This window comes from Ruegeria sp. AM5, assembly GCF_056540645.1.
In genome coordinates this window covers 1,004,205-1,018,974 of record NZ_JBQFXC010000001.1, presented here as the reverse complement: position 1 = coordinate 1,018,974, position 14,770 = coordinate 1,004,205, and the positions used below count along the sequence as shown (strand labels likewise).

Below are 14,770 nucleotides of genomic sequence, written 5' to 3'. Positions count from 1 at the left end.
CTGTCTGGTCAAACCTTAATGACAGGGCTCGGGTTTTGGTTTCGCCGCGGCTGCCGCGAAATGTGCAGCAAGTTGATCAAAGACCGGCCCGCGCACCTCGGGTGCCTCCATCAGAACTTCGTGTTCGCCGTCGGGGATCTCGACCAGAGTACCGCTAGGCCAGTTGGCCATACGTGCCCGAATGGCCTTGCGGTCTACGATCTGTTCATGGCTACCCAAGAAGGTCAGGGCAGGGATCTCGGGCGCGGTCTGCTCCATCAGCCAGGTGCATTCATCCAGCGCCTCGCGCAGCCAGATGGTAGACGGTGCGCCCAAAGCAAGTTCAGGGTGTGCGGCCAACTGATCCTGCATCATTCGGTACATCGCCGGATCGCGTGTCAGCACGTTTCCTTCGAAGGGCTGTGAGGCCACATAGCTCTCCAGCGTGGTGGTGGGCGGTGTTTTCTCGCCCAAGCCCAAGCGTGGCCCCCAATAGGCAGTTAGCTGGCTGAGCGGCTTCATGATTGGTGTAAAGAAAATCCCCCACATCGGGCCCGTAAAGGCGCAGGCCGCAAAATCAGCCCCCTCCAGAACGGCGCGAAGCCCGATAGCCCCGCCCATGGAATGGCCTATGACGTACCAGGGCTTGGGCAACTCCAGTTTTTCGGCCAGTTTCAGTATTGAGCGAACGTCGTGCTGGTAATCGGTGAATTGTTCGATATGACCGATCCGCGGATCATCCAGCAGGCGATCTGCAAGCCCTTGCCCGCGCCAATCGACCGCGAGGCTTGCAAAGCCCCGGTTCACAAATTCCTTGGCGGTATCACCATATTTTTCGATGTATTCCGTGCGACCGGGGAACAGCATCACCGTGCCGTGCGTATCGCCTCCGGGCAGCCAATGTGCCACGCGGATACGTTTGCGATCTTCGGTGATCAGCCAATGCGCCGCACCATCGGCAGGGCCGCCGGCCACGTCTTCGAATAAGGGGGCCGGCGAAAACTCCATCAGGCCAGCACCGAGGCGAGTTTCATGGCGATACCCATGTCTCCGTCAACGCTCAGCTTGCCGGACATAAACGCGCCGGTTGGGTTCAGGTCGCCGCTGAGGATCTGTTCAAAGGTGTCCGCATCGGCGCTGAGGGTCACATCAGCATCTTCGTCGCTTACCCGCGCACCGCTTGCATCCAGAATGATAGAACCCAGATCGGCAATGGCAAATTTGGCTGACGCATCGAAATCGCCGCCCGACAGTTTCTCATTCAATGCCGCCGCGGCTTTTTCCAGAATATCGCTCATGGTCTTCCTCATATTGTTCATGCGCCGTGAATGGACATCCCCGGTCGCTACGCTACACTGACCATTGTTATGGGTATTGCAATCACCAATCTCAAACGTACCGTCGCGGCACTTGCCGTCATAGTCACGTTTTCCACCAGTTGCATCGCGCAGCAGGCGGATTCGCGGGACGAGGCATCACTGTTGCAGCAACTGGCGCAATCGACGCCCGAACAGGCCATCGGATTGGATCGGCAATTGCAGGCGCTGTGGTCACAATCAGGTTCGGCTTCGGCGGATTTGCTGTTGGAACGCGGACGCGAAGCGCTGGATGACGGGGATGTCGAGGCCGCGCTTGATCATTTGACGGCGCTTACCGATCACGCACCCGAATTTGCCGAGGGTTGGCATGTGCGCGCTTCGGTTTTCTTCGGCATTGACAGGTTTGGCATGGCTGCGGCGGATCTTGAACAGGCATTGACGCTGAATCCGAACAACTACGACGCTATCTACGGCCTTGGCCTCATCTTTGAGATCGTGGGCAAGCCAGAACAAGCACTTGAGGCCTATTCACGTGCGCTGGCTATACATCCCCATCATGAAGAAGTAACCAATGCCGTGAATCGGCTGAAGCCTCAGGTTGAAGGCAAGGCGCTGTAAGTCTCAGGGCGCAGGGGGCAAAGGTGAGCGGGTCATCCCGGGTAGTGGCCGTACTTGGCCCGACGAACACAGGTAAAACTCACTACGCGATTGAACGTATGCTGGGGTACCGGACCGGTGTCATCGGTCTGCCGCTGCGGCTGCTCGCGCGCGAAGTCTATGACAAGATTGTCGCTATTCGCGGTCCGTCTGTTGTGGCGCTGGTGACAGGCGAGGAACGGATCGTACCGCCGCGCACCCAATACTGGGTCTGTACAGTTGAGGCGATGCCAGAAGGCATGGGCACTGATTTTGTGGCGATTGACGAAATTCAGCTTTGCGCGGATCCCGAGCGCGGCCATGTCTTTACTGACCGCCTGTTGCGGTCGCGCGGCACCAATGAAACGCTGTTTCTCGGCTCTGACACCATGCGCGGCCCCATCGCGGCCCTTGTGCCCGAAGCGCAGTTCATCCGGCGTGAACGGATGTCTCAGCTGGTCTATTCCGGTTCGAAAAAGATCAGCCGAATGCCTGCGCGCAGTGCGATCGTCGGATTCTCGGTCGACAATGTCTATGCCATCGCCGAGCTGCTTCGTCGCCAAAAGGGCGGGGCGGCGGTCGTCATGGGGGCGCTCAGCCCTCGCACGCGGAATGCGCAGGTTGACCTCTATCAAAACGGTGAGGTTGATTATCTGGTGGCTACGGATGCCATCGGTATGGGGTTGAACCTGGATGTGAACCATGTGGCGTTCTCATCTCTGACCAAGTTTGATGGCCGCCGAATGCGGCCTCTGGCCCCCAACGAGTTGGCCCAGATTGCAGGACGGGCCGGGCGCGGCATGTCGGATGGCACGTTTGGTGTGACGGGCGAGGCTCCGCCGCTGGATGAGGGCGTAGCCCAAGCCATTATGGACGGCCGGTTCACGCCTATGAAAAAGTTGAATTGGCGGAATGCCGCTTTGCGGTTCGGCTCAATCGACGCACTAGTCGACTCGCTTGAGGTCAGCCCAGACAATGAGCACCTGATCAAAGCGCGGCCAGCTGACGATCTGAACGTCCTGAAATCTCTGTCCCAAGTCACCGAAGTCGTTGCCCGTGCCAGCGATGGACCGTCGATCCGTTTGCTATGGGATGTGTGCAGAATCCCCGATTTTCGCGGCATCAGCCATGCCGAACATGCCAGCCTGCTTGAGGTGATCTATGGCCACCTGCATGAGCGCGGAAGTATACCCGATGATTTCATGGCGCGGCAAATCCGCGGTATCGACCAAACCCATGGCGACATTGATGCATTGTCCAAAAGGTTGGCATATATTCGCACTTGGACATATGTTGCGCAACGAAATGGTTGGGTGCGTGACGAATCCCATTGGCGCGAGGAAACGCGCACTGTAGAAGACAGGCTGTCGGACGCTCTTCACGACCGTTTGACTCAGCGATTTGTGGACCGGCGCACGTCAGTGTTGCTGCGCCGGCTCAAACAGAAGGAGGCCCTTTTGGCCGAAGTAAATGACAAGGGTGAAGTGACCGTCGAAGGCGAATTCGTCGGTCGTCTGGAAGGGTTCCGGTTTACCCCGGACAAAAGCGCGCAGGGGACTGAAGCGAAAGCCTTGAAGTCAGCCTCTCTGCAAGCACTCGCGCCGCAATTCCATCTGCGTGCCGATCGCTTCTACAATGCGCCCGATACCGAAATTGATTTCACCGATCAGGGTGGCCTGATGTGGGGCGAGTATGCCGTGGGCAAACTTGTTGCCGGTGCCGAGCCTCTCAAGCCTGTGGTCGAGGTTTTTGTCGATGAGGCCGCCGGGCCGGACGTGGAACAGAAGGTTCAGCGCCGCCTGCAGCATTTCATCGACCGCAAAGTGGCAGCCCTGTTCGAGCCGCTGCTGAACCTGTCGCGGGATGAGGAGCTGAGCGGTCTGGCCAAAGGTTTTGCCTTCCGCATGGTCGAGGCGCTGGGCGTTCTGCCGCGCGCGCAGGTCGCGCAAGAGGTCAAGGATCTGGATCAGGATGCCCGTGGTGCACTGCGTAAACATGGCATCCGGTTCGGTCAATTCACCATCTTCATGCCGCTGCTGCTGAAACCCGCGCCAACGCGCCTGCGTCTGGTACTTTGGGCATTGTCCGGTGGCTTGCAGGAGTTCCCCGAAGCACCACCTCCGGGTCTGGTTACCGTTCCGGTCGCCAAGGACGCGCCGCAGGGCTATGACACCATGTGCGGCTACCGCGATGCGGGCGAACGCTCGATCCGGATCGATATGCTGGAACGGTTGGCCGACATGCTGCGGTCCGAGGATAGCCGCGGTGGGTTCGAAGCCAAACCCGACATGTTGTCAATTACCGGCATGACCTTGGAACAGTTTGCAGACCTGATGCAGGGACTGGGTTACAAGGCCGAACGCGGCGAACGTGAGAAGGCCAAACCGGTCCCCACGGAGCAGCCTGTGGCGGAAGCTGAGGAACAACCCGTCGTCGATGAGACACCGACCGCAAATGCCGAAGCGGATGACGTCGGTATAACCGCCGAGACGGCAGCCGAAGCCTCCGAAAGCACCGAGGCGGCAACCGAGGCTCCGGCCACTGAGAAATCAGCAGAGTCCAAATCGGATGAGCCCGAAATTGAGGTGTTCTACACCTTCACTTGGGGGCGCCAACGTCAGCAAAACCGTGGTCCGCGTCGCGAGCAGGGGCAGGGCAAGGGCAAGCCGCGTGGTAAACCTCAGGGCAAGCCGCATAGCAAGAAGGGGGGCAAGCCTCAGGGCGCCAAGACCTTCTCGTCACGGCCACCCAAAAAGGAAAAGGCAATCGATCCCGATAACCCATTTGCGGCAGCGTTGATGGGTCTGAAGGACGGCAACTGATCCGCGATGGCCGAGGCCAAGCTGCGGATCGACAAATGGTTGTGGCAGGCGCGGTTCTTCAAGACCCGTAGCCTGGCCGCCAAACAGGTCAGCGGCGGCCATGTGCGTCTGAACGGAAATCGGGTGCTGAAACCGGCGCAAGCCGTGGCACCCGGAGATGTCCTGACCTTTCCGCAGGGGCGTATTGTTCGGGTTGTACGTATCGAAGCGCTTGGCGTGCGTCGCGGCCCGGCCCCCGAGGCGCAAGCTTTGTACTTTGATATGACCGAAAAGCAGGACGTATCGCCCAAGAATCCTGCGTTTGAGGGAAAAGGTCGTCCAACCAAGAAAGAAAGACGCGCGCTTGATCTTTCTCGCATCCCAAAGGGGTGATCTGACCTTGAAGCGGCGGTCAGACTGGATTAGCTAGTCGCCAAAGCGCAAACGGGAAATCCAACATGACCTACGTTGTCACCGAAAACTGCATTGGCTGCAAATACACCGACTGTGTCGAGGTTTGTCCGGTGGATTGTTTCTACGAAGGTGAAAACACATTGGTCATTCACCCCGACGAATGCATTGACTGCGGTGTCTGCGAACCCGAATGCCCCGCCGACGCCATCCGCCCGGACACCGAGCCGGGGATGGAGCAGTGGGTCGAGTTCAACCGGAAATACTCGGAAATGTGGCCGGTGATCGTGACCAAAAAAGACCCCTTGCCCGAGGCCGAGGAACGCGACGGCGAAGAAGGCAAGATGGAGAAATATTTCTCGGAAGCCCCCGGCGAGGGCGGTTGACCGATTCGGCAGCCGGTTACCGTTCATTTGGCATCAATCTGTGCATTAATTAGTTGAGGTAGAAAGGGAATTTCCCATTTACCTTGGCGCGGTCTTTTGAGTGTCGCAAATTTGTGATATACTAGGGACCGAATGATGACTGTGATTGGGATGTGCTCCGTAAGTATGCTCGCTTTGGAGTTCTGAATTTACGACAAATAAGCCGCCTGACGGGGCCATGCAGGGCCTCGGCTGTGGTGCTTTTGTCGTCTCATATCCCGATCAGAAATGAAGGATGAATATGAATGTCGAAATCGAAAAAGCTTGAGTTCCGCCCGAACGATTATGTCGTCTACCCGGCTCATGGCGTAGGTCAGATCGTATCAATCGAAGAGCAGGAAGTTGCAGGCTTCTCGCTTGAGCTGTTCGTGATTTCTTTTGAAAAAGACAAGATGACCCTGCGGGTACCAACCAACAAGGTCACCGAATCCGGTCTGCGGTCGCTTAGCTCGCCGGATGTTATCAGCCAGGCAATGAAGACGCTTAAAGGCAAGGCCAAGGTCAAACGCGCCATGTGGTCGCGCCGGGCGCAGGAATACGAGCAAAAGATCAACTCGGGCGACTTGATCTCGATCGCCGAAGTGGTCCGCGACCTGCACCGCACCGACGACCAGCGCGAGCAGAGTTATTCCGAGCGTCAGCTTTACGAAGCCGCCCTGGAACGTCTGACACGCGAAGTGGCCGCGGTTTCTGGCGCCGATGAGATTTCGGCTGCCAAACAGGTCGATGAGGTTCTGACCTCACGCGCAGCCTGATCGCGTTCGAGAAAATTTAAGGGTCGTCCCGATATCCGGGGCGGCCCTTTTTCGTGACTAGGCGCTTGGTCTTGTGGTGTGTGTCGGGTATTTTTCTGTAACTGCAGGAAGATACGGGGACATGATGAAGCAAACTGTCAAGTTTCTCTACATCAGCCACGAGCCGGTCTCGGTCTGGTTTCGCTATGGGCTGATCCTGTTCGATATCGCCTCGATCATCTTTTTTGTCTCCACGGCGAATATCCCGCATGGGCCTGGGCTGACGGCGGCAAGTTTGGGTGTCGGGCTGATCATCCTAATGGATTTCTGCGCGCGGATGTGGATTTCCAAAGACCGCTGGAAACTGCTGCGCCAGATTTACACGATGGCAGACATCGTTGTGATCGTGTCGCTGCTGCTTGACCCGTTCCTGACCGGCAATCTCGCGTTTCTTCGGATATTGCGCGCGTTGCGGCTGATCCATTCCTATCATCTGCTGCGGGATTTGCGCCGAGATAGTCCTTTCTTCCGAACCCACGAGGACGCGGTGATTGCGGCGATCAATCTGATGGTCTTTGTTTTTGCAACCTCGACTGCAGTACTGGTCTTTTTCGTCCCCGAAGATGCGCAGACCCCCTATATCGACGCGCTTTATTTCACTATGGCGACCCTGACGACAACGGGGTTCGGAGATATCACGCTGGGCACACCAGCGGGAAAGCTGTTTTCCGTTTTCATCATGGTTGTTGGCGTGGCGTTGTTTGTCCGTCTGGCGCAGGCGATCTTCATGCCGCAGAAAGTGCGCTACAAATGCCCAAGCTGCGGCCTGTTCCGGCACGATCCGGATGCTGTGCATTGCAAACACTGTGGCGCGACGCTGCGCATTGAAACCGGTGGGGCGTCTTAGATTGAGGCTGTTAGCGCCAGGAGGAAGATGATTTCCGAGACCTGCTGCGTGGCCCCCAGAATATCACCGGTTTGGCCACCGATCTTGGTCTTGGCGATGCGAGCGACAAAAGCCGCTGCAAGTAGGGCGCAGAGCATCGGCGTGATGGCTGATCCACCCAGCAGCAATAGCGACAGGACGATAGCCAACACGATACTGGCCAGCACCGCAGACAAGGGGGGCGCACCAACCGAATGGCTCAGCCCCGATTTGCGAGCGTTGGGTAGCACGCGCATCAGCACGGGCATCATGGCGCGTGAGAACAGGCAGGCGGCCAATATGCCCGTCAACAGACCCGCACCGATCAGTGCCATGACAGCAGCAATTCGAAGCAGTTGGCCCAGCAACAGGGCCAGTACGCCGTAAGTGCCGATATGGCTGTCCTTCATGATCTCCAGTCGACGTTCGGTTGTGAAGCCGCCCCAAAGCCCGTCGGCCGTATCGGCTAGCCCGTCTTCGTGCATCGCTCCGGTTGCGATGATCAACGTGGCGACCAGCAGGGCGGCGGTGGCAAGGGTTGGCAGCTGCGCCCAGATTGCAATCCAGGCGACGCCGCAAGCCAGCGCCCCCACAACAAGCCCGGCAAGGGGATAGGCCCAAGCCGCACGCGACTGGCGGGTGAACGCTTGATCGGGCAGGCGTGGCAGGGGCAGGCGCGTCAAAAGGACCAGAGCCAGCGAGATATCCCACAGGGAAAACGGGGCGGTGTCGTTTTTGGTCACTCCCAGGCCTTTCCGGGTCTTGTTGCTTTGCCAGCATTGGTTAAACACACACAACCACTCTGATGCAACGAGGCTTTCCATGCTGCCCGAACTCAATGACCTGAACAGTTTCCGCAATGCGCTGACCGGCGCACCCGGTCCGGACACCGCTGCCAAGCAGGGCGCGGAAGAGCGCAACGGTCAACTAACCAAACCGCCCGGCGCGTTGGGGCGGCTTGAGGATCTGGCGATCTGGTATGCAGGTTGGCGCGGGGATGCGCGGCCTCAGATCGATGCGCCGCAGGTCATCGTGTTTGCGGGCAACCATGGCGTAACTGCTCAAGGTGTCTCGGCGTTCCCGCCCGAAGTGACGGTGCAGATGGTCATGAATTTCGAACATGGCGGCGCGGCGATCAACCAGTTGGCAAAGGCTGCGGGCGCGAAGATGGACGTGCACGCGCTGGAGCTGGACCGTCCGACCGCAGATTTTACCCAAGCCCCCGCGATGAGCGAAGAGGAATTTCTAAGCGCACTGCGCACAGGATGGCAGGCGGTTGATCCGCAGGCCGATCTGCTGGTTGTTGGAGAGATGGGGATCGGAAATACCACGCCGGCTGCAGCCATCGCTTGCGCGCTGTTTGGCGGGGATGCTGCCGACTGGACTGGCCGCGGGACCGGTGTGGATGATGCAGGTCTGGCGAACAAAACCCGGGTTGTTGCGGAAGGCGTCGCTCTGCACGGTCAGGGCGATGGGCTGCATATTCTAAGGTGCCTCGGCGGACGCGAGATTGCGGCTATGGCTGGTGCGATAGCCGCCGCGCGCGTATTGCGGATACCGGTTATTCTGGATGGATTCATCTGCACCGCAGCTGCAGCCTGTCTGGCGCAGATTTCGGAAACAGCGCTGGATCACACTGTCGCTGGCCACCAAAGTGCAGAGGGCGCACATGCCGCGATGCTGGACAAGCTGGGCAAAGAGCCGTTGCTGAGCCTAGGTTTGCGCTTGGGCGAGGGCTCGGGCGGGGCGTTGGCGATCAACATTCTGAAAAGCGCGGTTGCTTGCCATTCCGGCATGGCGACATTCGCTGAAGCGGGTGTGTCGGACGCCTAAGGCAGGGGCAGGGGGCGCTGCCCCCTTCGTAGCTGGCTAAAAATTACCCGAAATATTTTGGAACAGACGAACGCGGAGGAGGTTGCTTGCCTGTTGCGGGGCAAAGCCGTCGGAATGGCGGGTCAGGCAGATTTCTTGGCATGTTCTTCGGCCAATTCCAGCAGGGCGGTTTCAAGATCCTTTTCCAGTTGCCGCGCACGCTCGATGTATTTCTTGTTTTCGGCTGTCGGCATGCCGGGGATCCACAGTTCTGCAAGCTCGCGCACCGATCCCCGGTCGTGGTGATAGAAGGTCTGCTCGGCCTGTGCGGCCTCGTATTCACTGAGGCCGATATTCTCCAAAACATAGCGGCCCGCGCGTAGCGATCCGTCGAACATCTCGCGGACAATGTCGTTGGCCCCGGCCTGATACAGTTCATAGACATGGTTGCGGTCGCGGGCGCGGGCGATGATGTGCAGATCGGGCCGCTGGCGGCGGGCATATCCGACGAGACGGGTGACCTGTTTGTAGTCATCCATGGCCGCGACAAGGACCGCTGCCTTTTCGATTCCAGCAGCGCGCAGCAATTCGGGGCGAGTGGGGTCGCCAAGGAAGCCTTTGACACCGAACCGTCGCATCAGCTGGATCGTTTCGATATCGTGGTCCAGAACAACTGTTTTAAACCCACTTGCCTGTACCAGCCGGTTGACGATCTGCCCGAAGCGACCGATCCCGGCAATGATGACAGGGCCTTTTTCGTCGATCTGATCGGGTTCAACCTGCGGATTGCTCTCGCCGAGAAAGCGCGAAAGTACGTCGTAGACGATAAACAGAAGCGGTGTGATCAACATGGTCAGCGCGATGATCATCAACAGTTTTTGCGACAAGCCCGGCGGAATCACGTTCTGCTGCGTAGAAAACGCCAACAAGACAAAGCCGAATTCGCCGGCCTGGGCCAAACCCAGCGTGAACAGCCAGTGATCGCGCCCGCGCAGCTTGAAGGCGCGCCCGACGATGAACAGGATGATCCCCTTGGCCAGTATGACCAGCAAGGCCAAACCGATCAGGTCAAACGGGTCGGCGAAGAAATACCCGATATCGATCCCAGCGCCCACGGTGATGAAGAACAGGCCCAGCAACAGCCCCTTGAACGGCTCAAGGTCGCTTTCCATTTCGTGTCGGAATTCCGAACTGGCCAGAACCACTCCGGCGAGAAACGCGCCAAGAGCGGGCGACAGGCCCACAAGGGTCATCAGGAACGAGATGCCGACCACGATCATTAGCGCCAGTGCCGTATACATTTCGCGCAGGTGGGTGGCGTGGATGAAACGGAACAGTGGGCGGGTCAGGTAGATGCCGGCCAATACGACAAACGCGACGGCGCCAATGGTGACAAGCGTAACGGCCCAGCCGGGCAGACCTTCGACCAGCGAGAGTTTGGCGTGATAATCCGCGTCTTTGGCTATGCCTACGCCACGGCTGATGGAGCCGTCATCTTCGATGTGGATGCTTGCGGGCAGGGCAAGCAGCGGCAGGAAAGCTAGGATCGGGATTACGGCAATGTCCTGCGTCAGCAGGACCGAGAAGGTCGCTCGACCTCCGTTGGTTTGCATCAGGCCCTTTTCGGACAGGGTCTGCAGCACGATTGCAGTGGAAGAAAGTGACAAGGTTAATCCAACCGCCAGCGCCACCGACCACTGATGACCCGCATAGAACGCCACAGCTGCGATTGCGGCGGTCGACAGGCCGACCTGCAGCCCGCCCAAGCCTAACAATTTGTCCCGCATATCCCACAAGGCACGGGGCTCAAGCTCGAGCCCGATCAGGAACAGCATCATCACGACGCCGAATTCGGCCACATGCTGTAGGCTTTCGGTCTCTGCGCCAACTAGCCCCAGAATTGGTCCAATCGCGATGCCTGCGGCCAGATAACCCAGCACCGATCCCAGACCCAGACGGGCGGAAAGCGGCACCGCGATCACCGCAGCTGCCAGATAGATCGATGCCTGATAAAGGAACTCGTTCATTATTGTCCTCTTAAATCCGCTCAGGTCGGGAGCGGCGCGTCGCGTTTCAATTGGTCCATTACGATCTGGCTTTGCACCCGTGCAACTGCAGGATGCGGCAGGATCACTTCGTGAAGCAAGGTATTGAGTGCGGATAAGTCGTCACAATAGACGTGAAGCAGATAATCTGCCTCACCTGTCATCGTCCAGGCGCTGGTGATCTCGGGGCGGGTGTTGACCATGCGGGCGAAGCCTGCGGATTGTTCGGGACCATGAGTGCCCAGATGCACCTGAATGAACCCCTGAACCTGTAGCCCCAGCCTCAGCGGGTCCAGTCGTGCGGTGTACCCAGTGATATAACCCTCGGCCTCAAGGCGCTGTCGGCGACGGCCCGCCTGACTGGCGGATAGATTCAGCACATCACCCAATTGCTGCGACGTCAGATGCGCGTCGCGCTGCAAAGCTGCGAGTATTCCGATATCAATCCGATCCAGCACGTGCGGCGTTTCCTCAAGATTTGCAATCAATATGCGGAAAGTACGCATCTAAACTTAGTTTATACGAAAACAATGCGCAGAAACAGCACTCATTAAGGCGTATTTTTGAATCAGCAAAGAAATTCCTGTTTTCCGAGGAGACGCGCCATGGGTCCTTTCCCGCATAACGCCCCGAAATCTGTCATCAGCGAAGAAAACCCAGCCGGTACCGACGGGTTTGAGTTTGTTGAATTCGCACACCCCGAGCCGCAAGAGCTGCGAGACCTGTTTGCGCGAATGGGCTTCGACTATGTCGGCTATCACCGCAACACCCCCAAGGTCGAGCTTTGGCAACAGGGTGATGTAACCTACATCCTGAACGCGGATCCTGACAGTTTTGCAGCCAAATTCGTGGCCGAGCACGGCCCCTGCGCCCCTGCCATGGGCTGGCGCGTTGTTGATGCTCAGAAGGCTTATGAGCACGCGATCGCCAAAGGGGCTGAGCCTTATGATGGCGCAGACAAGACCATGAATGTTCCGGCGATCAAGGGCATTGGTGGTTCGCTGATCTACTTCATCGATCAGTATTATGACACCTCGCCCTACAACGAGGAATTTGAATGGCTGGAGCAGTCAAAACCGCGCGGCGATGGGTTCTACTATCTCGATCATCTGACCCACAACGTGTTCAAGGGCAACATGGACAAGTGGTTCAAATTCTACGGCGACCTGTTCAACTTCCGTGAAATCCGCTTTTTCGACATTCAAGGTAAGTTCACCGGGCTTTACAGTCGCGCGTTGACTTCACCTTGTGGTCGTATCCGTATTCCGATCAATGAAGATCGTGGCGAGACCGGACAGATCGTCTCCTACCTGAAGAAGTACAATGGCGAAGGCATCCAGCATATCGCGGTGGGCAGCGACGACATCTACGCCTCGACCGATGCCATTGCCGAGAAGGGTCTGAAGTTCATGCCCGGTCCGAACGAGGCCTATTATGACATGTCTTACGACCGTGTGTCCGGCCATGATGAGCCCAAGCATCGGATGATGAAGCACGGCATTCTGATCGACGGTGAAGGTGTAGTTGATGGCGGTGAGACCAAGATTCTGCTGCAGATCTTTTCGAAAACAGTCATTGGCCCGATCTTCTTTGAGTTCATTCAGCGTAAAGGGGATGACGGGTTTGGTGAAGGCAATTTCAAAGCCCTGTTTGAATCGATCGAACGTGAGCAGATCGAGTCGGGTGAAATCTCGGCAGCCTAAACATGAATCAATGAAATCAACCGAGCGCCGTGTCTGACCGACATGGCGCTTTTTCTTTACCCGCGCGGCATCTTGAGCGTGATGTTCTTGCCGCGCTTCTGATAGCGCAACTCGCTGTCGCCGATGGCGATGACATTACCTCCGTCGATGCGATCGCCCACCTTCAGCTTTTTGTAGCGTCCGCTGGGCAGGCGGACCAAAGCACGGCGGTTTGCCGGGGTGCCGTACACGCCGATTAGGTTCAACTTGCGCAGGTTAATCGCGTTGTCGATGGTTGCTTGTCTCGCAACTGACGCGGAAGACGGAATTTTGGGATTGACCGTTCTGGGCTGGAACGAACCAACTTCATCGGCATTACTGGCCACATTTGCGGTCGAGGCCAGCGCTGCACTCCCAGAACTAGGTTGCCGTGTCGCGCGCGCCGTGATGCTGGCAGGCCTGATTTTTGGACGGGGTACCCGTACAACAGCCAGCGCAGTCGGGGTTTCATCGACCTGCGGAGGGGTTTGCAGAGACTCGGGCCGCAGCTTAGGCCGGACCGAGGCCAGCTCTTGCAGGGATCGACCGCCAAGTTGCTGGCGTTCGAATTGATCCACCAGATTTTCCGGGCGTGGCCGTGGGCGAAACGCCGCGAGTCTCTCATCGACCTCTTCTATGACAACGGGTTCTGTTTCGAACCTGGTTGGGGGTTCAGGGGGCACGGATGCGGGACGACCCAGATAAACCATCACACCGGCCGGGTTCAGCGTGCCTTCGGCACTTGGCGTCACAAGTCCGCGTTCATCCAGGTTGAACCGCTGCCCCGCGTGGCCTGGCAAAGAGATCGACTCAAAAGACGCATCTGTGTCCAGGCTGGCAAGTTCGGGTAGTGCGACGGAATCGGTCGACAGGTCCGAGCGATCGACCGATGTGAGATATTGATTATCCACGCCAGCCACAGGCGCTGGCTCCAGGCCTGAAGGTTCAACGGGGGCGGTGCCGGTAAACTCACGAAACTCGGTTCTGCTCTCTGGCAGATCAGCGATGTCTTCGACCGGCTCCGGTTCAATCTTCAGTGCTTCGAGAATGGCCTCGTCCGTGGGGGTGAGCACCGGTTCTTCCTCTGCCACTTCAGGTTCTTGTGGGAGGCTTGCGATCTCGGTTTCCTGAGGTTCGGGCTGTGCCTGCGGTTCTGCCGTCACAATTTCTGGCTCTGGCTGCAGCTCGGGCTCCAACGGCTCGGCCACCTCGACAATTTCAGGGTCAGAGCTGTTGTAAGACCAGACACCCAGCAACATTCCAACCACAACCGACGCTGCGATCGCAGGAATTGCAAAGCGTTTCAGATCCGTTCCTGTTTTGGCAGATGAGGGCAGTGCTTTGGTAACAGGCTCAAATGCAGGGGGGGCTGCATCTTCAGCGATGGCGTGAACCGGTATGTCCGGCGTATCAACGGGTTTGGGGGCCGCAATCACAGCGTCCTCATCCACAATGATCGGCAGTTCCAGAAATGGCGCGTCCAAAGTATCGTTGCCGGTTGCGCTGACCCAGAATGCCTCGGGGATAAAGCCATGATCGGTGGCAAATGCGCTGGCTTCGTCCAGCGTTTGCTGGGCCACAGCGGCAACCGGGGTCTCAGTCCCCACGTCGCCCGCGACATAAGCCAGCTCTGATAGCTCATAGGGCGTGGCTGCGGCCAACGTATCCTTGACCTTTTTCGCCGCTGCATCGGTGTCCAAACCATCGGTGTCGACAACCAAGAGGCGCACCTGATCGGATGGAATCACAAGCTTGCAACTCAGGTCATTTTCCAGCGCGAATCCCTGATCCCGAAGGGCCTGCATCTGGTCCGCGAAATCCGACGCATCTAACGGAACGGTTCCAATGCAGTACCAGTCTCCATCCGACTGATGATGCAAGGAAATGCCGTTTTCAGAAAATGACAGCGCAAAGGCGGGTTTCATAATCGCGATGAACCATAATTGTCGGCTTTTATGCAAA

The 14,770-nt window shown here is 58.0% G+C and carries 14 protein-coding genes; 8 read left to right on the top strand and 6 right to left on the bottom strand.

Annotation, left to right across the window (positions count from 1 at the left end):
- Positions 1–15: 15 nt before the first annotated feature.
- Both ACR0AH_RS05140 and ACR0AH_RS05135 read right to left on the bottom strand, forming a co-directional pair.
- A complete protein-coding gene (locus tag ACR0AH_RS05140) occupies positions 16–987 on the bottom strand; it encodes an alpha/beta hydrolase (RefSeq protein WP_170595926.1) in 972 nt (323 codons plus the stop codon).
- Complete coding sequence (locus ACR0AH_RS05135; protein ID WP_170393409.1) at positions 987–1,277, bottom strand: SCP2 sterol-binding domain-containing protein; 291 nt, start codon at positions 1,275–1,277, stop codon at positions 987–989. The genes ACR0AH_RS05140 and ACR0AH_RS05135 overlap by 1 nt, the downstream gene beginning before the upstream one ends.
- Positions 1,278–1,307: 30 nt before the next feature.
- Here ACR0AH_RS05135 and ACR0AH_RS05130 point away from each other — a divergent pair, with 30 nt between their 5' ends.
- The 6 genes from ACR0AH_RS05130 (at position 1,308) to ACR0AH_RS05105 (ending at position 7,212) form a co-directional block, all read left to right on the top strand.
- Positions 1,308–1,916, top strand: coding sequence for a tetratricopeptide repeat protein (locus ACR0AH_RS05130; protein WP_170405089.1), 609 nt, complete (start codon positions 1,308–1,310; stop codon positions 1,914–1,916).
- A 23-nt stretch (positions 1,917–1,939) separates the two neighbouring features.
- The gene (locus ACR0AH_RS05125; RefSeq protein WP_480590717.1) at positions 1,940–4,756 is read left to right on the top strand and encodes a helicase-related protein; all 2,817 of its coding nucleotides are present in this window, start codon (positions 1,940–1,942) and stop codon (positions 4,754–4,756) included.
- Between the two features lie 6 nt (positions 4,757–4,762).
- Positions 4,763–5,128, top strand: coding sequence for an RNA-binding S4 domain-containing protein (locus ACR0AH_RS05120; protein WP_170393403.1), 366 nt, complete (start codon positions 4,763–4,765; stop codon positions 5,126–5,128).
- A 65-nt stretch (positions 5,129–5,193) separates the two neighbouring features.
- A complete protein-coding gene (gene fdxA / locus ACR0AH_RS05115) occupies positions 5,194–5,532 on the top strand; it encodes a ferredoxin FdxA (protein WP_010439399.1) in 339 nt (112 codons plus the stop codon).
- 284 nt (positions 5,533–5,816) lie between these two features.
- Complete coding sequence (locus ACR0AH_RS05110) at positions 5,817–6,326, top strand: CarD family transcriptional regulator (protein WP_010439402.1); 510 nt, start codon at positions 5,817–5,819, stop codon at positions 6,324–6,326.
- 124 nt (positions 6,327–6,450) lie between these two features.
- On the top strand, positions 6,451–7,212 hold the full coding sequence (locus ACR0AH_RS05105; protein WP_170406404.1) for an ion channel: 762 nt from the start codon (positions 6,451–6,453) through the stop codon (positions 7,210–7,212).
- Here ACR0AH_RS05105 and cobS read toward each other — a convergent pair.
- Positions 7,209–7,973: an adenosylcobinamide-GDP ribazoletransferase gene (cobS, locus tag ACR0AH_RS05100; RefSeq protein ID WP_480590715.1), complete on the bottom strand. Its 765-nt coding sequence runs from the start codon at positions 7,971–7,973 to the stop codon at positions 7,209–7,211. The two genes, ACR0AH_RS05105 and cobS, sit on opposite strands and share 4 nt — an antisense overlap.
- 79 nt (positions 7,974–8,052) lie before the next feature.
- On the opposite strand from cobS, the gene cobT reads away from it, so the two are divergent.
- A complete protein-coding gene (cobT, locus tag ACR0AH_RS05095) occupies positions 8,053–9,063 on the top strand; it encodes a nicotinate-nucleotide--dimethylbenzimidazole phosphoribosyltransferase (RefSeq protein WP_170731907.1) in 1,011 nt (336 codons plus the stop codon).
- A 122-nt stretch (positions 9,064–9,185) separates the two neighbouring features.
- Here the strand turns inward: cobT and ACR0AH_RS05090 are convergent, their stop codons facing one another.
- Together ACR0AH_RS05090 and ACR0AH_RS05085 are read right to left on the bottom strand one after the other, a co-directional pair.
- Positions 9,186–11,069 (bottom strand): monovalent cation:proton antiporter-2 (CPA2) family protein, encoded by a 1,884-nt coding sequence (locus tag ACR0AH_RS05090; protein ID WP_170393396.1) that lies wholly within the window; start codon positions 11,067–11,069, stop codon positions 9,186–9,188.
- 20 nt (positions 11,070–11,089) lie between these two features.
- Positions 11,090–11,593, bottom strand: a complete 504-nt coding sequence (locus tag ACR0AH_RS05085; protein WP_370644441.1) for an Lrp/AsnC family transcriptional regulator — start codon at positions 11,591–11,593, stop codon at positions 11,090–11,092.
- Between the two features lie 99 nt (positions 11,594–11,692).
- Between ACR0AH_RS05085 and hppD the strand changes: the two genes are divergently transcribed.
- Entirely contained in the window at positions 11,693–12,790 is a 1,098-nt protein-coding gene (hppD, locus tag ACR0AH_RS05080; RefSeq protein ID WP_170393394.1) for a 4-hydroxyphenylpyruvate dioxygenase, read from the top strand.
- Between the two features lie 56 nt (positions 12,791–12,846).
- Here the strand turns inward: hppD and ACR0AH_RS05075 are convergent, their stop codons facing one another.
- On the bottom strand, positions 12,847–14,733 hold the full coding sequence (locus ACR0AH_RS05075; protein WP_480590713.1) for a hypothetical protein: 1,887 nt from the start codon (positions 14,731–14,733) through the stop codon (positions 12,847–12,849).
- Between the last annotated feature and the right edge of the window lie 37 nt (positions 14,734–14,770).

Bases quoted from the DNA above. Each gene is read 5' to 3' on its own strand.
- ACR0AH_RS05130 (WP_170405089.1), top strand. From the start codon at position 1,308: ATGGACATCCCCGGTCGCTACGCTACACTGACCATTGTTATGGGTATT.
- hppD (WP_170393394.1), top strand. From the start codon at position 11,693: ATGGGTCCTTTCCCGCATAACGCCCCGAAATCTGTCATCAGCGAAGAA.
- ACR0AH_RS05140 (WP_170595926.1), bottom strand. From the start codon at position 987: ATGGAGTTTTCGCCGGCCCCCTTATTCGAAGACGTGGCCGGCGGCCCT.
- ACR0AH_RS05085 (WP_370644441.1), bottom strand. From the start codon at position 11,593: ATGCGTACTTTCCGCATATTGATTGCAAATCTTGAGGAAACGCCGCAC.
- ACR0AH_RS05110 (WP_010439402.1), top strand. From the start codon at position 5,817: ATGTCGAAATCGAAAAAGCTTGAGTTCCGCCCGAACGATTATGTCGTC.
- cobT (WP_170731907.1), top strand. From the start codon at position 8,053: ATGCTGCCCGAACTCAATGACCTGAACAGTTTCCGCAATGCGCTGACC.
- ACR0AH_RS05105 (WP_170406404.1), top strand. From the start codon at position 6,451: ATGAAGCAAACTGTCAAGTTTCTCTACATCAGCCACGAGCCGGTCTCG.
- fdxA (WP_010439399.1), top strand. From the start codon at position 5,194: ATGACCTACGTTGTCACCGAAAACTGCATTGGCTGCAAATACACCGAC.
- ACR0AH_RS05135 (WP_170393409.1), bottom strand. From the start codon at position 1,277: ATGAGCGATATTCTGGAAAAAGCCGCGGCGGCATTGAATGAGAAACTG.
- ACR0AH_RS05075 (WP_480590713.1), bottom strand. From the start codon at position 14,733: ATGAAACCCGCCTTTGCGCTGTCATTTTCTGAAAACGGCATTTCCTTG.
- ACR0AH_RS05090 (WP_170393396.1), bottom strand. From the start codon at position 11,069: ATGAACGAGTTCCTTTATCAGGCATCGATCTATCTGGCAGCTGCGGTG.
- ACR0AH_RS05120 (WP_170393403.1), top strand. From the start codon at position 4,763: ATGGCCGAGGCCAAGCTGCGGATCGACAAATGGTTGTGGCAGGCGCGG.